This is a genomic window from Fulvimarina endophytica, from assembly GCF_003403015.1.
Classification (GTDB): domain Bacteria; phylum Pseudomonadota; class Alphaproteobacteria; order Rhizobiales; family Rhizobiaceae; genus Fulvimarina; species Fulvimarina endophytica.
Genome location: NZ_QURL01000001.1, coordinates 306,121 through 328,558 on the forward strand (window position 1 = coordinate 306,121; position 22,438 = coordinate 328,558).

At 64.6% G+C, this 22,438-nt stretch carries 15 protein-coding genes; 4 read left to right on the top strand and 11 right to left on the bottom strand.

Annotated features, from left to right (window positions below):
- Nucleotides 1-204: 204 nt before the first annotated feature.
- From DYI37_RS01275 to DYI37_RS01295, 5 genes are all read right to left on the bottom strand, one after another.
- Nucleotides 205-963 (bottom strand): iron ABC transporter ATP-binding protein, encoded by a 759-nt coding sequence (locus DYI37_RS01275; RefSeq protein ID WP_116681379.1) that lies wholly within the window; start codon nt 961-963, stop codon nt 205-207.
- Nucleotides 960-1,991 (bottom strand): iron chelate uptake ABC transporter family permease subunit, encoded by a 1,032-nt coding sequence (locus DYI37_RS01280; protein WP_116681380.1) that lies wholly within the window; start codon nt 1,989-1,991, stop codon nt 960-962. Before DYI37_RS01280 ends, DYI37_RS01275 begins: the two co-directional genes overlap by 4 nt.
- A complete protein-coding gene (locus DYI37_RS01285; RefSeq protein WP_116681381.1) occupies nt 1,984-2,955 on the bottom strand; it encodes an ABC transporter permease in 972 nt (323 codons plus the stop codon). The genes DYI37_RS01280 and DYI37_RS01285 overlap by 8 nt, the downstream gene beginning before the upstream one ends.
- Nucleotides 2,956-3,025: 70 nt before the next feature.
- Nucleotides 3,026-3,979, bottom strand: a complete 954-nt coding sequence (locus DYI37_RS01290; RefSeq protein WP_116681382.1) for a siderophore ABC transporter substrate-binding protein — start codon at nt 3,977-3,979, stop codon at nt 3,026-3,028.
- A 171-nt stretch (nt 3,980-4,150) separates the two neighbouring features.
- On the bottom strand, nt 4,151-6,430 hold the full coding sequence (locus DYI37_RS01295) for a TonB-dependent receptor domain-containing protein (RefSeq protein WP_116681383.1): 2,280 nt from the start codon (nt 6,428-6,430) through the stop codon (nt 4,151-4,153).
- A 295-nt stretch (nt 6,431-6,725) separates the two neighbouring features.
- Here DYI37_RS01295 and DYI37_RS01300 point away from each other — a divergent pair, with 295 nt between their 5' ends.
- Nucleotides 6,726-7,016 carry a DUF2218 domain-containing protein gene (locus DYI37_RS01300; RefSeq protein WP_116681384.1) on the top strand — a complete coding sequence of 97 codons (291 nt, stop codon included), beginning with the start codon at nt 6,726-6,728 and terminating at the stop codon, nt 7,014-7,016.
- Nucleotides 7,017-7,074: 58 nt separating this feature from the next.
- Here DYI37_RS01300 and DYI37_RS01305 read toward each other — a convergent pair whose 3' ends face one another.
- Nucleotides 7,075-9,429 (bottom strand): bifunctional diguanylate cyclase/phosphodiesterase, encoded by a 2,355-nt coding sequence (locus tag DYI37_RS01305; protein WP_158555052.1) that lies wholly within the window; start codon nt 9,427-9,429, stop codon nt 7,075-7,077.
- Between the two features lie 407 nt (nt 9,430-9,836).
- Between DYI37_RS01305 and DYI37_RS01310 the strand changes: the two genes are divergently transcribed.
- A complete protein-coding gene (locus DYI37_RS01310) occupies nt 9,837-10,181 on the top strand; it encodes an RcnB family protein (RefSeq protein WP_116681386.1) in 345 nt (114 codons plus the stop codon).
- 95 nt (nt 10,182-10,276) lie between these two features.
- The gene (locus DYI37_RS01315) at nt 10,277-10,771 is read left to right on the top strand and encodes an EF-hand domain-containing protein (protein WP_245413721.1); all 495 of its coding nucleotides are present in this window, start codon (nt 10,277-10,279) and stop codon (nt 10,769-10,771) included.
- A gap of 209 nt (nt 10,772-10,980) precedes the next feature.
- Here the strand turns inward: DYI37_RS01315 and DYI37_RS01320 are convergent, their stop codons facing one another.
- From DYI37_RS01320 to DYI37_RS01340, 5 genes are all read right to left on the bottom strand, one after another.
- Nucleotides 10,981-11,382 carry a DUF1850 domain-containing protein gene (locus DYI37_RS01320; RefSeq protein WP_116681387.1) on the bottom strand — a complete coding sequence of 134 codons (402 nt, stop codon included), beginning with the start codon at nt 11,380-11,382 and terminating at the stop codon, nt 10,981-10,983.
- The gene (locus tag DYI37_RS01325; protein ID WP_116681388.1) at nt 11,379-13,511 is read right to left on the bottom strand and encodes a TRAP transporter permease; all 2,133 of its coding nucleotides are present in this window, start codon (nt 13,509-13,511) and stop codon (nt 11,379-11,381) included. Before DYI37_RS01325 ends, DYI37_RS01320 begins: the two co-directional genes overlap by 4 nt.
- A gap of 216 nt (nt 13,512-13,727) precedes the next feature.
- Nucleotides 13,728-14,687 carry a TAXI family TRAP transporter solute-binding subunit gene (locus DYI37_RS01330; RefSeq protein WP_116681389.1) on the bottom strand — a complete coding sequence of 320 codons (960 nt, stop codon included), beginning with the start codon at nt 14,685-14,687 and terminating at the stop codon, nt 13,728-13,730.
- 389 nt (nt 14,688-15,076) lie between these two features.
- Entirely contained in the window at nt 15,077-16,417 is a 1,341-nt protein-coding gene (locus tag DYI37_RS01335) for a sigma-54-dependent transcriptional regulator (RefSeq protein ID WP_116681390.1), read from the bottom strand.
- A complete protein-coding gene (locus DYI37_RS01340; RefSeq protein WP_158555053.1) occupies nt 16,414-18,264 on the bottom strand; it encodes a sensor histidine kinase in 1,851 nt (616 codons plus the stop codon). The genes DYI37_RS01335 and DYI37_RS01340 overlap by 4 nt, the downstream gene beginning before the upstream one ends.
- A gap of 704 nt (nt 18,265-18,968) precedes the next feature.
- On the opposite strand from DYI37_RS01340, the gene DYI37_RS01345 reads away from it, so the two are divergent.
- Complete coding sequence (locus tag DYI37_RS01345) at nt 18,969-22,355, top strand: galactose oxidase-like domain-containing protein (RefSeq protein WP_158555054.1); 3,387 nt, start codon at nt 18,969-18,971, stop codon at nt 22,353-22,355.
- The last annotated feature ends 83 nt before the right edge of the window (nt 22,356-22,438 follow it).

Genomic DNA, 22,438 nt, shown 5'->3' on the forward strand with positions numbered 1-22,438 from the left:
GACGTCGGCGTTGAGAGGTCGAGTGCCGTCGCCTGCGAGAGTTCACGAGCCTGTCACGCGCTGTTCGCTTGAGGGACGAGCCGTCTGCGACGAGGCCGAAACGAGTGGCAGGATTTCCATCTGACTGCTCGCCACCGAATTCTCAGATCTTTGCCGTCGAAACGGCTCGTCTTGCGGAGGCTGCGGGCTGGGATGCCCGTGGCGTCAGCGCCGGAACAGGCAGACGATCTGATCGTCGACCTGCCGGATGCTCGCTTCGATCCCGAAGATCTCTCCGATGATCGTCTCCGTCACGACGTCCTCGACGCGACCTTCGACGGCGACGCGTCCATTTTTCATCGCGACGATGCGGTCGGCATAGGCGGCGGCGAAGTTGATGTCGTGGAGGACGACGACGATCGTCTTGCCGAGTTCGTCGGCGGCGCGGCGAACGAGGCGCATCATCGCGACCGCATGGCGGATGTCGAGATTGTTCAGCGGCTCGTCGAGAAGGATGGTCTGGGTGTCCTGAGCAAGCACCATGGCGACGAAGGCGCGCTGGCGCTGGCCGCCCGAGAGCTCGTCGAGATAGCGCTCGGCGAAATCCTGAAGCCCGAGGAAGCCGATCGCCTCTTCCACCATCGCGCGATCTTCTCCCGTCAGCCGCCCGCGCGAATGGGGAAAGCGGCCGAAGCCGACGAGATCGCGCACGGTCAGGCGCGCGACGATCTGATTGTCCTGGCGCAGAACCGCGAGCTTGAGGGCCAGCGCATCGCTCGGTGCCTTGGCGACGTCCATTCCGCAGACATGGGCGGTTCCGGTATCGATCGACAGAAGACGCGCGATCATCGAGAGGAATGTCGACTTGCCCGCCCCGTTCGGGCCGATGATCGCCGTGACCTCGGCGGCCGGTAGCGAAAGGGTCACGCCGTCGACCACGACCGTGTCGCCATATCGTTTGGAAAGAGCGTTGGTTTCGATCATGCGGTTCCGCGCTTCAGAAGGAGGACGAGGAAGACGATGCCGCCAATGAACTCGACGACCATGCCGAGGACGGCGTCGAAGCCGAGGACCCGTTCGAGGATCGTCTGGCCGGCAACGAGGGCGATCGCGGCGAGGAGGCTTGCCGCGAGGATCGTCGCGGCATGTTCGCGCGAGCCGACGAGAACCCGGGCGAGGCTCGCCACGAGCAGTCCGAAGAAGGCGACGGGGCCGACGAGGGCCGTGGAGACCGCGACGAAGGAGGCGACGATCCCGAGGACGATCAGCACCATGCGCCGATGCTCGATGCCGAGAGAGATCGCCGGCTCGCGACCGAGGGCGAGAACGTCGAGGACGGGAAGCATCCGGATGACGGCGAGCGTCACGACGGCGATGACGATCGCCGAGATCCCGAGAAGGGTGGTGTCGACGGAATTGAAGCTCGCGAACAACCGGTCCTGAACGACGACGAACTCAGTCGGATCGATCAGTCGCTGCATGAGGCCGGAGACGCTGCGAAAGAGAACGCCAAGGATCACGCCGGAAAGGAGAAGGCGATGGATGTCCCGAGCACCGGTCGACAGGAGCGTTCCGTAGAGAAGGCTCGCAAAGCCGATGAGGGTGATCGTCTCCACGGTGAAAAGAAGCTTCGGGTCGAGTGCCGCGGCGAATGCCGCGCCAGCGAAGAAGACGAGAACCGTCTGAATCAGGCCGTAGAAGGCGTCGAACCCCATGATCGAGGGTGTGAGAATGCGGTTGGCGGAGATCGTCTGAAACAGGATGGTCGAGACCGCGATCGCATGGCCGACGAGAAGCATCGCGGCAAGCTTGGCGCCCCGGAACGGGAGGACGAAGCCCCAGGCGCCGCGCGCATCGATCGTCATGAAGAGGACGCAGGAGACGAGAGCCAGCGCGCCGAGACCTGCGAGGATTACGCCGTTTTCTCGGATCGCACTGCGGCGCGGTTTGGACGGCGGGGCGATGGGCCGTGCCGCTGCACGCCGCTCATCGAGCCGGAGGGCGTCATCCATGGGCGGGCCTGCGGCGGAAGAGGAGCGTCAGGAAGACGACGGCGCCGAGAACGCCCATGGTCGTCCCCACGGGGATCTCGTAGGGCATGCGGATGACGCGTCCGAGAATGTCGCAGGCAAGCACGAGGGCGGCACCGCCCAGCAACACATAGGGGATGGTCTGCCTGCCGTTGTCGCCGGCCAGCATGGAGACGATGTTCGGGACGACAAGGCCGACGAATGGAATGACGCCGACCGAGACGATGGTGACCGCGGAGACGAGGGACACGATGACGAGGCCGATCGCGACGGTGACGCCATAGGGCACGCCGAGCCCCACCGCCACGTCGCGCCCGAGGCCTGCAAGCGTGAAGCGGTCGGCGGCGAGGATCGCGAGTGCGGTGAGCCCGAGGGCGAGCCAGAGAAGTTCGTAGCGTCCGGCGAGCACCATCGAGAAGTCGCCCGTCAGCCAGGAGCCAAGGGACTGCATCAGATCGAAGCGATAGGCGAGGAAGTTGACGAAGGCGCCGATGATGCCGGACAGGATGAGGCCGATCAGTGGCACGAGAAGGCCGGACCTCAGTCGCAACCGATGGATGATCGCCATGAAGAGGGCGGCGCCCGCGAGGCCGAACAGGGCTGCGACGAGCATCTTCGCGAAGATCGGAAGACCGGGGGCCAGAAGCGTGACGGTCAGCATTCCGAGGGCGGCGGACTCGCTGACGCCGATCGTCGAGGGTTCGACAAAGCGGTTCGAGCTCAGCATCTGCATGATGAGGCCGGCAACGGCGAGGCCGGCTCCCGCAAGGAGTGTGGCGAAGGTGCGCGGGAAGCGGCTGACGAAGAGAAGGCGGAGGTCCTCTGCGGTTAACCCACCCGTTGCGAGCGAGACCGGCGAAAGATCGCCGGCTCCGATCATCAGGCTTGCGATGGACAAGGCGGCGACGGCAAGACTTGCCGTCGCCAGGATCGAGCGATTCGTCATGAAACTGAGGCGATCCCTTCTGATGACCGGGCGGCGCTCTCTCCACGAGAACCTCCCGAACGAGCCCGACTTAAGAGCCGTTCTTCGACAGCGCTTCGCTGATCTGATCGACGCTCGCCTGCATGGACTGGAGACCCGAGGCGGCGAGATACCAGAGCGCGGGGTCGAGATAGACGACCCGGTCGTTGCGCCATGCTTTGGTGCCGTGCACGAGTTCGTTGTCGAGAAGAGAAGCGGCCGAGCCGCGCCCGATGGCTGCGTCCCGGTCGATGACGAAGATCCAGTCGGGATCGATCTTGGCGATATACTCGAAGGAGACGGCCTCGCCATGATTGCCGGTGTCGAGACCCGTATCGGCCGGTTCGATACCGTAGCCGGAGTGGAGGACGCCGAAGCGTGACCCAGGTCCGAAGGCGCTGACCCGGTTTCCTGTCGTGAGGAGAATCAGCCCTTTGCCGGCGCCTGCGGCTTTCGCCTTCAGGTCTTCGATCGACGATTTGAGTGCGGCGATCTTCGCATCGGCCTCGTCCGCCTTGTCGAAGATGCTGCCGAGAGCGTGGGCTCGGTCGAAAGCGTTCTGCAGGAAGTCTTCGTTGTCGACCGACATGTCGATGGTCGGTGCGATCTGCGACAGGGCTTCGCTCTGGGTGCGCGAACGCCCGCCGACGACGACGAGATCCGGCTGGAGGGCATTCACGGCCTCGAAATCGGGCTCGAACAGGGTGCCCACCTTGGCGTAGTCCGCGCCGGCGAACTTTTCGAGATAGTTCGGATAGACCGCCGTCGGAACGCCGTCGATCTCGACGCCGAGGGCGTCGAGCGTGTCGATGGCCGCGAGATCGTAGACGGCGATCGTCTCCGGGTTTGCGGGAACGCTCTTCTCCCCCTGATCGGTGGCGACGGTGATGGTCGAGCCATCCTGGGCGAGAGTCGGAAGAATTCCGGTCCAGGACAGGATCGTCGCCGAGAGGGCGAGCGAGAGTGCCGAACTAAAAATAGTGCGGCGGCGGAAGATCGTTGGCATGGGCAGGTCCTGTGAAATCTGACGGCCGACTTGCTGTGGACCGCATGATGGAACTTGATGATAATTGTCAAGAATTTTGGGAGTGGGTTCGTAAGGCGAGCGGACGATCCGGGGCATCGTCGTTGGAGGAAGCAGCCCCGGCTCGCGGTAAGTCACGCAACGCTTCGGATGTCAGAACGAAGCCTTGATGCTCGCCCAGAACCTGCGGCCTTCGACGACCTTGGCGTAGTTGTCCGGCTCGATCTCCTTGTCGAAGAGATTGTAGACGGCCGCGTTCACCGTCACGTTCTGGGAGATCTCGTAGGTGGTGCCCAGATCGGCGGTAAAATAATCGGGATACTTCCGGGCGACGATGTCGCCATCGCGGAAGACGGGCTCACCTGCCGATCCGATCCGCAAGCCGGCATTCGTTTCTTCGCCGTAATAGAAGCCGGCGGCGTAGACCGAGAGCCCGGCGACGGGGGTGAACCAGTCGGCCCGAATATTGGCTTGGTGCTCGGGCGTCCGGGCGAGCGCGAAGCCGGCATAGTCGCCGGTCTTCTGCTCGGAATCGGTATAGGTGTAGTTGGCGAGGAGGCTGACGCTGTCGATCGGGTCCCATCCAGCCGTCAGTTCGACACCCCGAATCCGGGCCTCGTCCACATTGTAGAAGCTGAAGAGGGTGTAGTTCGGATCCTCGGCCCACCGGGCGAAGTTGCCGTTCTCGTCGAAGACGCGATCGGACTGGATCTTGTCTTCGAACTCGGTCCAGAACGCCGTCGCCCCGAAGCGCACTCCGGCATAGCTGTCATAGAGGGCGGAGACCTCGTAGTTCACGGAGGTTTCCGGGTCGAGATCCTGGTTGGCGAGGATCACGCCGCATGGGCTGCTGCGAGACGGAAGCGCGCTCGCCGGGCCGTAGAAGCAGCCGCCACCGCCGGTCGTATAGGCATAGCCCTCCGCGATCTGGCGGATCTCCGGGGCCTTGTAGCCAGTCGACACACCGCCCTTGAACGTCCAGTTGTCGAGTGGCTGCCAGACGCCGTAGAGGCGCGGTGACCAGTTGTCGTCGTAGACCTCGTGGTGGTTGTAGCGCAGACCGCCGGTGAGCGCGAAGGTCTCCGTCATCTGCCACTCGTTCTCGGCAAACAGCGAGAACTGGTCGACCGAGAAGCGTTCGGTCTGTCCTGTTCGCCGGCCCGGATTCTGATCCTCGAGGTCCGCGGCGATATACTGGCCACCGGTCGACAATGTCTGGGTGCCGAAGAACTCGAAGGGCGTGACCACTTTGGCGTCGACCGTCGTATTGGCGATCTCCGGTTCGCGCAGATCGGCGATGTAACGGCCGAGGCGGTCTGCGCTCTCGATCTTGCGGCGTCCCACCTCATGCTGGACCGAAGCGGTGGCCGACCCCCATTCGTACTGGCCCTCATAGGCGAGCTTGCCGTGCTCGCGCTCGTATGTGCGGCGCTGGTCGGAGCTTCGCGGATCGGGGACGACGGTCCGGCCGACGGTCCTTTCCGTTTCGACCGAGGTGACGCCGCCTTCCAGAAGAACGGAATGGATATCGTTCGGCGTCCAGACGAGGCGGCTGGTGATGTCGCCTTCCTCCTCCCCGCCGATGCCTTCGTAGAACCGGTCCTCCTCGCGCTTGAACCCGCGGCCATAGACCTGGAGGCCGAGGACGTCGGAGACGAGCGGTGTTCCGGCGTAGAACCGGGCCTGGCCGGAATGACCGTAACGGTCGTGTTCCTGCGCCGTGCCTTCGAGGGTCACGGACCCGGTCAACCGCTCGGGCACCTTGCGGGTGATGATGTTGATGACGCCGCCGACGGCTTCGGAGCCGTAGAGGGTGGAGGCCGGACCGCGCAGAACCTCGATCCGCTCGATGGCCTCGAGGGGCGGAATGAAGTCCTGCTCGTAGCCGGATGCACCGTTCGGGCGAGCCTCCCGCGTGTTCTGGCGCACCCCATCTACGAGGATGAGGGTGTAGGCTCCCGGCAGGCCGCGGATATAGATGTCCTCTTCGTTCGCGGGGCCGGTGACGGCGACACCCTGGACGCTGCGCAGCGCATCGGTGAGGTCGCGGAACCGGCCGGTTTCGAGCTGCTCGCGAGGAATGACCGAGATCGAGGCCGGAGCATCGGCGACATTCTGCTCGAAGCCCGAGGCGGTGACGACCACCTGATCGAGCGCGACGGAACCGGGAACCGATGGGGCGACGACGGAAGGCTCTGCAGCGGCCGCGAGCGTCGTTCGAGGACCAGCCGCGACGGTCGGGGAGGGCGTGCCGCCCGCGCTCGCCGGGGCCTCGTCCGTCGTGCCCGATTCGAACTGGGACAGATCGATGACCTCTCCAGCCCCATCCTGTGCCCATGCGCCAGAAGGCGTGAGCGTCAGGCAGGACACCGTGACCAGCAGGGTGCCGATCGGGGTCCGCCGGTTTCGGCAGGTGAGGCGGGGGCTATTCATGTTCGGAACTCCGGCTGGGTCGGTCGCTTGGTGTCTGGACCTTGCGGCTACCTCCGATAACAGGACTGTAAGAGTCAAGTTATGTCTGGCGATCTTACGACCACTCACCCGAACCGTTGCAAGCATGCCGATAGTCTAGAATGCCTCGAATGCGGTAGCGGGAATGGTGGCGAGAAACGGCGCGTCCTGTCGCTCTCGAGACCGATTGCGACATCCGTCAAACATGGCTAACAAGATCATGTTTTAATCCTGGTCTTGCTCTCGCTGGGAGAAGCGTGTCCGAAGGGAGAGTCTCATGACGGCGTCCACGACGATCTTTCGCACCGAGCAGGCGGCCCGCTACCGGGCGGCGCTCGCCAAGCATTTCAGCCACAAGATCGCGGTCCGGGAAACCGAAACCGAGGCGGTGTTTCCGTTCGCCGCCGGCACGGGCCGGGCCGAGATCGTCCCCGAGGGTCTGGCGCTCTTCGCCGATGCCGACAGCGAGGAGGAACGCCGCGGCGTCGAGCAGGTGCTTGAGAGCCACCTGCAGCGCTTCGCCTTCCGCGAAGAGTTTCCGCCCCTCGTCTGGTCGTCCGCGACCTGAAGCATTCGGGATCTCGCACCGGAGGGCGAAGGCGGCTCGCCTGCGGGGACCGCGGAAGTCAGACCACCTTGAGCCGCGCCGCCGAACGGATCAGCCCGCGCGCGACGGAATCGGCGGCCTCGCGATCCAGCGGGCGGCCGAGCAGATAACCCTGTGCCGTGCCGCAGCCGAACTCCAGAAGGCTCTGAAGCTGGCTCTCCTGTTCGACGCCCTCTGCCGTCGTATCGATTTGAAGCTCGCGCGCCATTGAGACAACGGCCCGCACGATGGCGGCGGCACCCGGATCGCTCTGCGATGCGGCAATGAAGCTTCGGTCGATTTTGATGCGATCGATCTTGAACTCCCGCAGATGGGCAAGGGACGAATAACCCGTACCGAAATCGTCCATCGCGATCCGCACGCCGAGGGCGCGCAGACTCGTGAGCGTCAGGGCGATCTGCGCGCTGTTCTCCACCATCGCCGTCTCCGTGATCTCGATCTCGATCCGCTTCGGGGACAGGCTGTATTTCGCGAGGGTCTGCGCGAGCTGCGAGACGAGCGCTGCCGAACGCAACTGGACCGCCGAGACGTTGATCGACATGTAGATGTGCTCCGGCCAGGCAGCGGCCTGCCGGCATGCGGCATCGATCACCCAGGCACCGATCGAGGTGATCAGCCCGCAACTTTCCGCGACGGGGATGAACTCGGCCGGTGAGACCATGCCGCGGCGCGGGTGGCGCCATCGTAGAAGCGCCTCGAAGCCGGTCAGCGTCCGGTCCGGCAGGCTGTAGAGAGGCTGGTACCAGAGTTCGAGCTGATCGGCGGCGAGAGCTTCGGACAGATCCTGTTCGAGGAAACGCTTCTTGGCTTCTTCCTCCAGCATCCCGTCGCGGTAGACCTCGAACCGGTTCCTGCCTCCCTTCTTGGCGGCATAAAGGGCGAGATCCGCCTTCTGCTGGACGATCGACATATCGTCGCTCGGTTCGGCCGTGGCGATCCCGATGCTGCACCCGGTCGCCAAGACGTGCGAATTGATCTCGAACGGGATGGCGATGGACGCGGTGATGTCGCCCGCCAGCGCGATCGCTCGCTCGCGCGGCGCCGATGTGAGCACCGCCAGTTCGTCCCCGCCAAGCCGGAACGCCTGTTCCGTCGACTGGAGAAGAAACGTAATGCGGGCCGTGACCTGCTTCAGAAGCTCGTCGCCCACGGCATGGCCCAAGCGGTCGTTGACGCTCTTGAAGTGATCGAGGTCGATCATCAGCATCGAGACCCGGCCCTGCGCCAGCAGTTCCTCCATCGACTGGGCGAACATCCTGCGGTTTTTCAGGCCGGTCAGCGCATCGTGAAACGCCATATGGACGATCGTCTTCTGCCCGTTGCGGGCTTCCGTCACGTCCTCATAGGTCAGGATCGCGCCTCCCCGGGCGACGGGCTGGCAGGTGACCGCGAGAATGGTGCCGTCGTCCAGGCAGTGTTCGACCCGGGTCGGCGAGGACGAGCGCATCCAGAGGAGATGATTGTCGAAAACACGCTCGATGCGCTCGCTATTCCATCCGAGTTTCCGGCCGATGACTGCGAGATAGCTCTGAAGCGTCATGCCGATCGTGAGCTCGTCCTTCTCCAGGTGAAACAGGGCATGAACGCGCTCGTTGACGAGCGTGACTATGCCGCTGGGAGAGAGCATCGTCAGTCCGTTCGACATGTTGGCGAGCGCGTCGGACGCGGTCGCGCGCGCCTTCGTATCGATGAAGCTGCTCGCAAACCCCGCTCCGATAATGAACAGGCTAACACAGGCGATCGCGAAGGCGAGGGCGCTCAGGGCCTCGGGATCGGAATAGGAGCCGTCGATCCGCATCGGCGATACGCGAAACGCGGTCATGCCGGTGAAGTGAAGACCGACGATGGCGAGAAAGAAGAGAGAGGTCGCCAGATGGGGACCGATCCGCTCGTGCCCGCCACGCAAGGCCGCATGGAAGCTCGCGGCGGAAAGAGCACAGGCGACGAAGATGGAGGCGGCCAGGAACGACTCGTCCCAGCTCACGATGCCCTGGACGCGATAGGCGATCATCCCCGTATAGTGCATGACTACGATGGAGAGCCCGACGACCGCGCCTCCGATCGCCGGTGCGTTCGGCTGCTTGAGCGTGGCGATGAGGATGCCGACCCCGGAGCCCACCATGGCCACAAGCAGGGAAATGATCGTCAGCACCGGATCGAAGCCGATCGGAAGACCGGGATCGTAGCCGAGCATCGCAACGAAATGCGTGCACCAGATCGAAGCGCCGGTCACGAAAGCCGAGAGGACCACCCACGCCAATCGTTCCAGCGAGTCGGCGGCTGCGGCACGCAGGAACAGGCGCACCATCGCCCAGGATCCGGAGCCGCAGATGACGGCAGCCATGAGAACGAGCCAGAGATTGTGTTGCGTCAAGATGCAACCGATGACCGTCATCATGGTGAGGCAGCAAGTCCTGTCCGAGGTCGCAGGCGCAGTCGAATTCGACTGCGACACGAAACATTCGCGATCCTTGCTAACCCACCACCTGTTAGGGCTCGATTAAGAAGCAGTGGCCAAACCGATCGATCTGATCGATTTGCCTGTGCGGAGATCGATCCCGATTCACGCTCGAAGGACTCGATCCGGACCGAGGCGCGACGTTCGATCTTCGCTCACGCGTCGCCGGCATCTCGATGACGTGGATCCGCTTTCCCGGCGATCGTGCAGCGTCCTCAAGCCTTGAAACGCCTGTCCAAATCGTAAGGTAGACATTCATTTTCGGTTCACGGCGTGGGCGCGATAACCGGGGCGTGCAACACCTGCACCTTCAGGAGACGCCCATGAACAAGTCCGTCCTTATCGCCACCGCCTTGCTCCTGGCATCCAGCGCGGGCCTTGCCCAAGCTCAGCCCGGGAGCGGCACCATGACGAGCCCGTCGCCAAGAGCCGAAACGTTCGGCGGCAATCTGGTTCTCGCCGATGCCCGTTCCCGCCATGCCGCGCCCAAGCACTGGGCGAAAGGCCAGCGCCTGGACAATCGCTATCGGAACAACAGGATCGGCAACCACAAGCGCCTCGGTTTGCGTGCGCCCGGCCGGGGCCACCACTGGGTCCGCGTCGGCAGTCAGTATCTCCTGATCAACGACGCGTCCGGCCGTATCGCCGGAATCATGAGAGCCCGCTGAGGCGGCGTTCCGAACTGTCCTCTTCCCTTTTCCACAGGTCCCCCAGTCCCGCGCCAAGCGCCGGGTTCGGACATACATGTCAAATGGAGACGAACATGAAGATCATTCAGCGTATCGCCCTGTCCGCGGTCATCCTCTCGGCTGGTGCCGCCGGCATTGCTCATGCGCAGAGCGACGCGACATCGCCTGCTGCCCAGACGATGCAGAACGCAGAGGCGGCGCCCCGTGACGACATGCGCAAGGGGCGTGACCGGACCGTCGCTCAGGAGGATTTCGGGGCTCGCCAGCTCGATCGCCTGAAGGCCGCCGATGCCGACGGCAACGGCGAACTGTCCACGGCGGAGCTGGAGGACATGGTCCTTAAGCAGATGGTCGAGCGGCGTGCGCAGCGCATGACGAAGCGCCTCGACGCCAATGGCGATGGTACGGTGACGCTGGCGGAGGTCGAAGACCGCCAGGCCAAGCGCTTCGCCTTCCTCGATCGGAACGGAGACGGAAAGCTCGAGCGCTCGGAAATGCGCCGCGGACATGGTGGGCACAAGAACGGCTCGCACAGGCAGCACGGTCCGCGCGGCCACGACGCTCGCTGATCGCCGCGAGGCATCAGTAAGCCGATCGCGCCAAGCAAAAGACCCGTCCGCTGTCGATGGCAGCGGACGGGTTATCGTGTGTTCAAAAGGTCCGCCCGCAGGCGAGCCTGTAGCCGCGTTCTCACAGTGCGTTTCGCGCGAGAACGCCGAGCCTCGGACAGGCCTCGGCACGTATCACCATGCCTCGACCGACACCGGGCCGCTGCTCCTTACCGGTTGCGGCCGGCGGCCTGCTCCTCGCAGGATCGACCGTCACCCGAAACGAAGATCTGGACCGGCTGGCCCTCGTCTTCGCCGATATCCAGGCACGTCTCGGAGGTGCAGAGCCGCCAGCCGCTGCCCGTCGCGCCCGACGACCCGAGGACGAGTTCGGGCAAGGGGGGAAGGGAGGGCTGGTAGATCCAGCCCTTTGGCGTCATCTTCGCCCCGTCCGGAACGTCGATGCCTGCCCCCGAACCCTCGACCGATGCGGAGACCGCCTTCAGGCGATCTCCCTCGATGCGCCATTCCTCCGTCCAGGTGGTCTTCTCGACGGAGTGCGTCCAGGAAAGGGAGAACCCCGGTGCGGCGAGTGAGGCGATGAGCGCCGCCTGGACGATGCAGATGGTCACTGGACCTGCCGCGAACCGTCGTCGCGCGAGACCGAGGCGGCCGCGCCCTTCCGGAAGAAGACGACGAAACCGAAGAACGCGACGACCGCGAAGCCGAGAGCGTCCGTCATCGGCAGCGCCGCGATCAGGAGGAAGGCGGCAGCCATCCCGATCGCTCTTTCCACGAGGGAGAGGGGGCGATGCAGGTAGCCGATGACGGTGGCACCCCAGAGCGCGATCGCGAGGACGCATTTCAGGACGATGTAGACGACCGCCGGGATGTAGCCGATCTCCATGGCGAGCGGGCCGCCGTCCTGCAGCATCAGCGCCGGCGTATAGACGGCCATGAAGGGGATGACGAAACCGGCGGCGGCGATCTTGACCGCCGTCAGCGAGATCTTCAGCCCGCTTTCCTTCGCGATCGGCGCTGCCGCGAAGCAGGCCAGGGCGACCGGCGGGGTCAGATCGGCGAGGATGCCGAAGTAGAACACGAACATGTGGCTGACGACCAGCGGCACGCCGAGTTCCAGAAGCGCCGGGCCGGCGATCGAGGAGGTGATGATGTAGTTCGGAACCGTCGGGATCCCCATGCCGAGAAGGAGGCAGGTGATCATCGTCAGGACCAGCGACAGGAAGAGGTTCGATTCGCCGACCGAGACGATGAACTGGCCGAAGGTGTTGGCCATGCCCGTGAGGGTCATGGTGCCGACGATGATGCCGACGATGGCGCATGCGATACCGACCGGCAGGGCCGTCTTCGCACCGTCCGCGAGGCTTTCGACCGACAGGCGCAGCGTGTCCCGACCGTGCCGGAAGAACACGTTGAGGAAGACGAGGCCGACGATGGCACCGACGGCCACCGGGTTGCCGAATTCGAGCACACCGCCGGCGACGAGCCCCAGGACGACCCAGAACACGATCCGGATGACCTGGGACGGCAGGTTGAGGGCGATCGATCCGCCGAGGATGAGCATCGCCGTCAGCACGAGGCCGATGGAGCCTGCGTAGAGCGGCGTATACCCGCTGAAGAGAAGAGCGATCAGTGCTGCGAGTGGCAGGAGAAGGAACCACTGGTTCTTCAAAGCCGTCACGACGCTCGGCAGCTCGTCTTTCGGAAGACCCGTCAGCCCGCGCTTGCCGGCTTCCAGATGGACCATCCAGAAAGCGGAGACGAAGTAGAGCGTCGCGGGAATGATCGCCGCCTTGACGATCTCGATATAAGGCACGTTCAGGGTCTCGGCCATGATGAAGGCCACGGCACCCATGACCGGCGGCATGATCTGCGCGCCCATCGAAGCGGTCGCCTCGACGCCGCCGGCAAAGGCCGGGCGATAGCCGAAGCGTTTCATCAGCGGGATCGTGAACTGGCCGGTGGTCACCACGTTGGCGACGCCCGAGCCGGAGATCGTTCCCATGAGACCCGACGAGATGACGGCGACCTTCGCGGCACCGCCCTGGGTATGGCCGACGAGGCCGATCGAGACGTCGGTGAAGAGCTTGATCATGCCGGCACGCTCGAGAAACGAGCCGAACAGGATGAAGAGGAAGATGTAGGTCGACGAAACAAGGGTCGGGATGCCGTAGATGCCCTCGGTGCCGTAGGCCATATGGTCGATGACCTGCTCGGAGTCGTAGCCGCGATGATTGAGCGGCGAGGGCAGATATTCGCCGAACAGGCAATAGGCGAGGAAGATGCCGCAGATAATCGGCAGGGCCGGGCCCATAACCACCCAGGCGGCGATAAAGAGCGTTGCGAGCGCGATGACGCCGAAGACGAGATCGACGCTATTCGGATCGCCGGCGCGAAGGATGAGGGGCGTGTATTCGACATATTGATAGATCGCGACCGAGAAACCGGCGGCTGCGATGAGATAGGCGAGGGCCTTCATGACCGGCCCGGCATTGCGGCTCATGGCGATCAGCGGGAAGGCCAGTGCGATCAGGAAGCCCACATGGGTCGCGCGGACGATGATGCTGGGCAACGCGACGAGATGCAGTGCCGTGACGATCTGGAACGTGGAGAAGGCGACGGCCACCCAGAACAGGAAGCGACCCTCCCGCGTGACGCCGAACCCGCCGGCGAGCGGATCGTGGAAGTCCGCCGGCTTGGCCGTCGGCTCCACGGCTTTCGAAATGGACGTGTCTTGCATCCTCGCTTCTTCTCCTCCCGATTGTCGTTGATTGGCCCTTGCGTCGGGTGCGACCCGATCCGGGCGGCCAGAAGCCCGCTTCATCGCAAAATCCGTCCGCTCGCTTCGCGGTGTCGGATATCCAGGTGCCTAAGCGCCGCGAGCGGCTGGCGCCCGCCTGCCCGTCCTCAAAACAGGCGATGGAGAGGGCTCGAGCCCTCTCCATCCTTTATCGCATTACTGAGCGCCCGCTTCCTTGTAGTAGCGCTCGGCGCCCGGATGCAGCGGGATCGGCAGGTCCTTGCTGGCCGTCTTGACGTCGATCGCCTTGGCAGCGTTATGGGCGGCCACCATCACGTCGAGATGGGTGAAGAGCTGCTTCGTCATCTCGTAGGCTTCCTCGTCGCCGACTTCGTCGTGAGTGACGAGGAGGTTCGGGATCGAGACGGTGGCGACCGTCGCATCCTGGCCGTCATAGGTGCCTGCCGGAATTTCAGCCGTCTGGTATGGAGCCGGCAGCTTCGCGGCGACGTCGTTCGGGATCTCGACGATCGAGATCGGCAGGGACGCGGCCAGATCCTTGATGAAGGCGACGCCGAGACCGGAGGACTGGAGCGTGGCGTCGAGCTGGCGGTTCTTGATGAGTTCGGCCGACTCTGCGTAAGGCAGGTACTCGACTTCGGCGAAGTCGTCATAGCTCATGCCGGCCGCAGCGAGGATCGCACGGGCATTCAGCTCGGTGCCGGACTTCGGCGCGCCGACCGAGACCCGCTTGCCCTTGAGATCGGCGAGCGTCTTCACGCCGGAATCGGCCGAGGCGACGATCTGGATGAAGTTCGGATAGACCGAGCCGATCGCACGCAGATCGGTGAGGGGCTCCGGGAAGCCCGCTTCCGCATCGCCCTGATAGGCGAGCGCGACGGAATCGCCGAGCGCGAAGGCGATCTCGCCGCGATGCTGGTGGAGAAGGTTGAGGTTCTCGACCGAAGCCTTGGTCGACTGAACCTGAACACGGACGCCGTCCATGTTCTCGCCGTAGATTTCGGAGAGCGCGACACCGAGCGGATAATAGACGCCGGACGTGCCGCCCGTCAGGACGTTGATGAATTCCTGCGCCTTTGCGCCCTGAGTGGCGCCCAGCGCCAGGGCAGCGCCGACGACCATGCCGGCACAGCGCTTGAACGTGACAAGCTTCATGAAATCCTCCCTGGATTACGTATTTCGACACCGTCCCTCCGACGGCGTGAATAGCTCGCAGCAAGACGCGTGCCACTTCAAGACCAGGGCGTCGCAAAAAGGCGGGAGAAGCGAATTCCCGGCGCTGCGGCAAGGCTGCGAGGCCTGATTTCTTAACGATCCGTGGACGCGGCTTTAGATCGGCGCAGGACCGGACGGTTCCACCCTGGCAGGGTGCGCCGCAGCAAGTCTGGCCGCTTTGGGCGGATTCTTGCCATCGCCGATTTGCCCCTTGGCAATATTCCGCCATTCATGCCGCCCGATGTCACGCCCGGAGTCCTCCACGCCTCGCGCTTTCGATCCGGCGACTTTCCAGGCTCTTGCATCGGCATCGGATCTTCGAGGCGACCTCAGTGGCCGCTGCGCGGGTCGCGCAGATTGTAGCGCGCGATTTTTTCGCTGAGCGTTCGGCGCGGCAGCCCGAGACGCTCGGCGGCGAGCGTCGCCGAGCCGTCCGATGCATCGAGGGCGCGGCGAATGAGATCGGCCTCGAAGGCGGCGACCTGACTGGGAAGGTCTGCGAAACCGCCGGGAGCCGAGCTCGCCGCACCGGCGCCGTTCAGCCCGAGCGCATAGCGTTCGGCCTCGATCTTCAGTTCGCGCACGTTTCCCGCGAAGGGGCGCGTCGCCAGATCGGAGAGAACGCCATGGGAGGGGGGAGCGACATTGATCCCGAAACGCCGGGCCGCCCGCTCCACGAACAGGGTGAAGAGAAGCGAGACGTCGCCTGCCCGTTCCGCCAGGCGAGGCAAGCGGAGTTCGACCGTCGACAGGCGGTAGTAGAGATCGGGCCGGAACCGGCCGGCCTCGCTTTCGATCTTCAGGTCTCGCTTGGTGGCGGCGACCACCCTGATGTCGATCGGCCGCGACTTGTTCGAGCCGAGACGCTCGACTTCGCGTTCCTGCAGAACGCGCAGGATCTTGGCCTGCAGATTGAGCGGCATCGACTCGATCTCGTCGAGAAACAGGGTGCCGCCATCGGCATATTCGACCTTCCCCTCCCGCTCGCCCTTGGCATCGGTGAAGGCCCCGGCGGCGTGGCCGAACATCTCGCTCTCGAAGATGGTTTCGGGAACCGCTGCGCAATTGACGGCGACGAAACGATGCGGTGCGCGGCGGCTGAAATCGTGGAGTGCCCGCGCGACAACCTCCTTGCCCGTCCCCGTTTCGCCGTGAACCAGGATGTCGACATCGAAATTTGCCAGTTGAAGGATCTTCGCCCGTATCTCCCGCATCTGCCGGGACGCGCCGACGAGTCTCGAATCCAGTTCCGCCGACCCGTCCAGTTCGGCGCGCAGGCGGCTGATTTCGCGGCGCAGGCGCCGCTCCTCGATCGCCCGGTCGAGAACGGCAACGAGATGATCCGCATCGTAGGGCTTTTCGAGAAAATCGTGCGCCCCGTGCCGCATCGCCTGAACGGCATGGGCGACATCGCCATGGGCCGTGAGGAGGATGACCGGCAGGCGCCTGTCTTTGGCCGTGATCGCCTTCAGCAGCTCCATGCCGTCGAGATGGGGCATTCTGAGATCGCTGACGACGCAATCGACGGCGTCGGGATCGAGCGATGCGATCGCCTTGCGCGGATCGGTGAAGCTCGACACCGCAAAGCCGCTGACGCCGAGCCATTCCGACGCCGCATCGACGAGTTCGGGCTCGTCGTCGACGAGAAGAACGTGTCCGCGCTCGCTCATGCGCTCTCCAAATGAGGCGTTACCGCTCCGGCGACCACCGGAAGCCTGACGCTCGCCCGCGTTCCGCCCCCATCCCGAGACGAGAAGGTGAGGGCACCGCCATGGTCTTCGAGGATGGTGTTGGAGATGGCAAGACCGAGGCCGAGGCCTTCGCCGGTGATCTTGGTGGTGAAGAAGGGCTCGCCGAGCCGCTCTTGCACCGCCTCGTCGATCCCGCAACCCTCGTCGTCCACATGGATCGTCACGAAACCATCCGAGATGTCGGACCTGATCGTGATCTGAGCGCCTGCCGCCTGGCGTGTCGCATCGATGCCGTTGACGATGAGATTGATGAAGACCTGTTCGAGGCGCACGGCGACGCCGCGGGTGAGCGGAAGTCCGCTCGGCAGCTCGGACAAGAGCCGAACGCCGGCCTCGCGTGCCCTCGGCGCGGCGATGACGAGAGCTGCGTCCAGCGCTTCGTTCAGATCGACATCGGCCGTGTCTCGGCCATCCCGCCGGCCGGCGAAGGAGCGCAGATGGTGCATGGTGCGGCGCATGCGCCCGAGGAGATCGCGCATGGACGAGACATTGCGCACGATCTCCTCGCGCCCGGACTGGCGCCCGTAATGATCGACCGTCGCAAGGCGGCTTTCGAGAGCCGAGAGCGGCTGGCCGATCTCGTGGACGATGGCCGCCGACATGCGGCCGAGGGCTGCGAGCCTTTCGGAGTGGATGAGGCTGTCATGGGTCGCGCGCAATTCGGCCTCGGTGCGCCGCCGCATTTCCACCTCGGAGGCGAGATCGCGCGTGCGCTCGGCGACGCGCTCCTCGAGCACGCGGGTTTCCCGAAGCTTCATCGCGATCATGCTGCGCCGCTGTTTCACGACGATGGCGCCGACCAGAAGGAGGAGGGCGCAGAGAACGCTCGCCACCGCGACGAGCTGGGCAAAGCCGCGCGGACCCGAAAGAGGGAGCGTGGCGAAAAGCTGCCAATCGTCGATTGCGCTCCTCGAGAACGCAAAGAGAAGGTCGGTCGCGGCATCCGCGCTGAACGCAGGCAAGTCCGGCATGGCGGGCCGATCGAGAGGACGCGCCTGGCTGCCGAGAAGCGGTGGCCTTTCGAGAACATCGGTGCCCGCATAGCGGCGTTCACGACCGAGTATCTGGCCCGTGCCGTCTCTCGGCGGAAACAGGAAGCGGTATCGCCACTGGGGAAGGCCGGTCAGAAAGACGACGCCTTCGCCATCGGCGACGCCGACAGCCTGGCCTGCCCGTGCCCAGGTCGTCTCGAGCGGACTCATATCCACCTTGGTCGCCACGACGCCGAGTATGCGGCCGTCCTTCTCGACCCTCGACGCCACGAAATAGCCTGGCTTGCCTGTGGTGACGCCGACGCCGTAATAGCGCCCCTCGCCGAACGCCATGGCCTTCAGGAAATACGGGCGGAAATCGTAGCGGCCTCCGATGAAGCTTTCCGGTTCGCCTGCCCGACTTCCGGAAACCGTCAGCCCGGTCGTGTCCATGAGGTAGACCTGTTCGGCGCCGGCGAGATCGCCGACCGTCTTGAGATAGGCGTCGGCACGGGAGCGAGCCTCCGCTGTCCCGGCGGTCAACGCTTGGGCGATGCGCGGGTCCTGCGCGACGATCGCCGAAAGCGCGCGGAAGCGGTCCACCTCCGTTTCCACGGCCCGGCGAACGATCTGCAGGCGATCGGCGAGGAGAGACCGCCCATCCTCCATGGCCGAGCGGAACGCCAATGTCTCGGCGCCCCAATAGACCAGGGCGATGAACGGCAGGAGAGCGAGGATCGCCAACCGGGTCTCGATCCGACCGAACCCACGCAATTTCGGCTTCAAGGCAGCCATCGCCGGAGACGTCTGATCCCGATCCTCTCCCCTATCCGAATTGTAGGAGGTCCGGCCGGCGGCGGGCCGGATGGCCGCGACGACAACCCACGACAAAAGGCCCATGCCGCGAGAGTGACCGGGCGTGCGTCGATCGCTGGGTCGTGGACCGGACGGTGCATGATGGCTTGGTGCATCCGTGAAGAACTCGTCGACTGTCTCAAGCATCTCCTATTCTTACAAGCTACCATCACGGTCCTGAACTGAATACCTGTGGGCCATGCGGTCTCGCGGAGTGCAGGCCGGATGTCCGGTTCCTCGCGGCGATCGTCTCGCCTGATGCCAGCACGAGGGTGTGGGGCCTTCTACTCGGTCCTCAGTCACTTGCCGATCGCAAGCCCTTGTCACGGTTTTCGGAGTTGCGACGACGCAGGGCAAGGTTTGCACACTCGTTCCGAAGAATTTCGGAATATCGTTAAGGCAGTCTAACGGGTTCAAAGACGCCCGAAACCCTGGTTTCGCCATTGATCAGCGGAGGAAGGTTAAAGTTTTCGTTAAACACGAGAAAACAACGAGGCGTTGCAAGTCGCCAAGTTGTTTGCCCGAATTCGTTCTCTGTAGTAGCAATCTCGATACCGCTGAGGCATCCGTTGTGCCTCGTCTTCTTCATGGACGCGGATGGGGTTCTCGTTATGGTTCAGTCGGCGAATGCGCGGAACGGTGCGGTGAGCGGCAGCTGGAGCCCGCTGATGGACTGGCCGATCATGGCGATCCACTCGATCGTCATGCAGGATGGCCGGGTGCTCACCTTCGGAACCGATATCGAGGGCGCGCAGGGCGCGACCATGTATCACGCCATCTACGATCCGCTGACCGGCGAGCATCAGCTGCTCGATCACCACACGCACACCCCGACCGACATCTTCTGCTCGGCGGCGCTCATCATCCCGGGCTCCGACCGCATCCTGATGGCCGGCGGCGATGCGCGTCCTCTCGGCTATACCAACGGCCCGGTGAACGACAGCAACATCTTCTATGGCGGCATGGGCCATATGATGAGCGATCCGAGCGGCGATATGTCGACGCCCCGATGGTATCCGAGCCAGGTGTCCCTGAACGATGGCCGCATTCTCGTCATCGGCGGGACGGGCAGCACCGACGGCGTCCCGGAGATCTACACGCCCGGCATGGGCTGGCACCGCCTCGAAGGCGCCGCCGATGCCGACATGATCCAGCGCTCCGGCGGTGACGTCTACGGCTCCGACGTCGTCACGACCTATTATCCCCGCATCTTCACCCATACCGATGGCTCCGTCTTCTATTTCGCCAACGGGCTCGGGCCGAACGGCACCCATGATCTGGTGCGGCTGGATCCGGGCGGCGCAGGCAGCGTCACGATCATCGGCCAGCTGCCCTTCGTGCCGGACTGGGAGGCCCCGACCGTGATGTACCAGCCCGACAAGGTGCTGGTTCACGACTATGCCAATGGTCTCTGGACGATCGACATGACGGGGGCCGCACCCGTGATCACGCGCGTGGCGGAACTGGAATCCAGCCGCAGCTGGTCGAACATGACCGTGATGGCGGATGGCCGCATTCTCATCAATGGCGGCTCCTCCACCGGTTTCACCGAGCAGGGTGCCGTCCTCACCGCACTCGTTTGGGACCCCGAGACGAACCAGCTGACCGAAGTCGGCGACGAGGCCCATGCGCGGCTCTATCATTCGAGCAGCGTTCTCCTCGTCGACGGCACGATCCTGTCGTCCGGCGGCGGCGCTTCGACGCTCTCCGAACACGATTATCTCGACGCCCAGATCTATCGCCCCGATTATCTCTTCAACGCGGACGGCAGTGTCGCGGAACGCCCGATCCTGAGCGCGGCCACCGACCGCGTCTCCCATGACGGACAGTTCGAGATCTCTGTCGGCGACCCTTCATCGATCTCCAAGATCACGTTCGTGAAGTCCGGAGCTGCGACTCACAGCTTCAACATGGAAACGCGCGTGCTGACGCTCGACTACACGGTCAGGCCCGACGGCAAGATCGTCGTCGAGATGCCGGGGGTCGGGGCGGGAGCGACGCCTGGTTCCTGGATGCTGTTCGTCTGGGACAAGAACGGCACGCCCTCGATCGCCGAGATGATCGCGGTGGACCCGATCTATGCCAATGGAGAGGCTCTCGACGCTAACAGTCTTCTCCTCAACGGTGCGCTGGAGACGGCCATCGATCCGGTGCAGTCCGGTTACACCGATTTCCTGTTCGGATGGACCATCGAGGGCGACACCGTCACGGTGCTCGGACGCGATCAGGTGCCCTACGATCTGCCCGGAGAAGGCGCCGTCGCGCTCGACGCGAACGACGGCACGCTGAACCAGAGGATCGATACGCGCGCGGGCCAGATCTACAGGCTCGAACTCGATCTCGGCACGCTCTCGGCCGGCAGCCGGACGGCGTTCGAAGTGCTTTGGAACGGCGACGTCGTCGCCCGCGTCGCCGCGCCGGCGACCGGTTCGGAGCGTCTGGCGGTGACGATGACCGGGACGGGCAATGCCGATAAGCTCACTTTGCGCTCGCGCGGAGAGGCGGTCGTCGTCGACGCGGTGACGCTTGTGGCGACGGATACGGCCATCGCCGCAAAGCCGTTCGCAGCCATTCCGAGCGTCGATCTCCTTCCGAATTTCGACAAGGTCATCCAGGCCGATGGCAGCGGCCGGCCGAGCTTCGGAACGCGCCTGGACGATCGCCATGTCGGCACCGCGGGAGACGACGTCTTTGCGAGCAGCCGAGGGAACGATCGCTATGAAGGCGGCGCCGGGGGATACGATCAGGTCGACTTCTCGGGCTCGCCGGCCGACTACACCTTCACGCGCAACGCCGATGGCAGCGTGACCGTGAAGAGCATGATCGAAGGCACCGATCGGCTCGTCGATATCGACGGGATCTGGTTCCAGGGCTCACAGACATGGTCCTGGCTCGCCGATCTCGCGGGCCCCGTGCCGACCCAGCCGGTGACGGTCGATCCAACCCCCGTCGATCCCGTGCCGGGCGTCAACGTCATCCGTGCGTCGGCCGCCGGCGGCTATATTGAGGGAACGGCCGGCAGCGATCACTTCATCGGCGGTGCCGGCAACGACACCTTCCGGGGCGGCGCGGGCGACGACCGCATGGAAGGCGGCGAGGGATACAACCAGTCCGACTACGACGGGAATGCGTCGGACTACGTCGTCCTGCGCGCCGCCGACGACAGCGTCACCGTCCGCGACAAGGCGACGGGAGCGACCGATACTCTGATCGACATCGACGGCCTGTGGTTCGGCGGCGAGGCCAAATGGTATGCGGTCGGCGATCTCGCTCTGCCGGCCCCGACCCAGCCGGTGCCGGTCGATCCGACCCCCGTCGACCCCGTTCCGGGCGTCAACGTCATCCGTGCGTCGGCCGCCGGCGGCTATATCGAGGGAACGGCCGGCAACGATCACTTCATCGGCGGAGCCGGCAACGACACCTTCCGGGGCGGCGCGGGCGACGACCGCATGGAAGGCGGCGAGGGATACAACCAGTCCGACTACGACGGGAATGCGTCGGACTACGTCGTCCTGCGCGCCGCCGACGACAGCGTCACCGTTCGCGACAAGGCGACGGGAGCGACCGACACGCTGATCGACATCGACGGCCTGTGGTTCGGCGGCGAAGCCAAATGGTATGCGGTCGGCGATCTGGCCACCGCAGCACCGGGAGGCGGCGTTGCCGATCCGGCCCCCGTCGTCATCCGCGCTTCCGAGGCCGGCGGTTACCTCGTCGGAACCGATGGCGACGACCACTTCATCAGCGCCGGCGGCAATAACAGCTTCTACGGCGGCACGGGCGACGATCGCTACGAGGGCGGTGCCGCCTACGATCAGGTCGATTACGATGGGCGCATCGCGGACTACGACTTCCAGCGGAGCGAAGACGGCCGCGTGATCGTGACCAGTGAAACCTACGGGACCGATACGCTCGTCGACATCGACGGACTCTGGTTCCGCGGCGAGGCCGCGTGGTACGCGATCGACGACGCGGTGTCGCAGGATCTGACGTCCCCGGCGCCGGACGTCATGCCGGACCACGTGCACTGAAGCATCGATCGAGGATGCGAATGCCGTGCGGTGCCGATCCGTCTCGAGGGCACGGTCCGCGATCTTCGGACCCGGTCTCGACA

Bases quoted from the DNA above. Each gene is read 5' to 3' on its own strand.
- DYI37_RS01275 (WP_116681379.1), bottom strand. From the start codon at position 963: ATGATCGAAACCAACGCTCTTTCCAAACGATATGGCGACACGGTCGTG.
- DYI37_RS01280 (WP_116681380.1), bottom strand. From the start codon at position 1,991: ATGGATGACGCCCTCCGGCTCGATGAGCGGCGTGCAGCGGCACGGCCC.
- DYI37_RS01285 (WP_116681381.1), bottom strand. From the start codon at position 2,955: ATGACGAATCGCTCGATCCTGGCGACGGCAAGTCTTGCCGTCGCCGCC.
- DYI37_RS01290 (WP_116681382.1), bottom strand. From the start codon at position 3,979: ATGCCAACGATCTTCCGCCGCCGCACTATTTTTAGTTCGGCACTCTCG.
- DYI37_RS01295 (WP_116681383.1), bottom strand. From the start codon at position 6,430: ATGAATAGCCCCCGCCTCACCTGCCGAAACCGGCGGACCCCGATCGGC.
- DYI37_RS01300 (WP_116681384.1), top strand. From the start codon at position 6,726: ATGACGGCGTCCACGACGATCTTTCGCACCGAGCAGGCGGCCCGCTAC.
- DYI37_RS01310 (WP_116681386.1), top strand. From the start codon at position 9,837: ATGAACAAGTCCGTCCTTATCGCCACCGCCTTGCTCCTGGCATCCAGC.
- DYI37_RS01315 (WP_245413721.1), top strand. From the start codon at position 10,277: ATGAAGATCATTCAGCGTATCGCCCTGTCCGCGGTCATCCTCTCGGCT.
- DYI37_RS01325 (WP_116681388.1), bottom strand. From the start codon at position 13,511: ATGCAAGACACGTCCATTTCGAAAGCCGTGGAGCCGACGGCCAAGCCG.
- DYI37_RS01330 (WP_116681389.1), bottom strand. From the start codon at position 14,687: ATGAAGCTTGTCACGTTCAAGCGCTGTGCCGGCATGGTCGTCGGCGCT.
- DYI37_RS01335 (WP_116681390.1), bottom strand. From the start codon at position 16,417: ATGAGCGAGCGCGGACACGTTCTTCTCGTCGACGACGAGCCCGAACTC.
- DYI37_RS01340 (WP_158555053.1), bottom strand. From the start codon at position 18,264: ATGGCTGCCTTGAAGCCGAAATTGCGTGGGTTCGGTCGGATCGAGACC.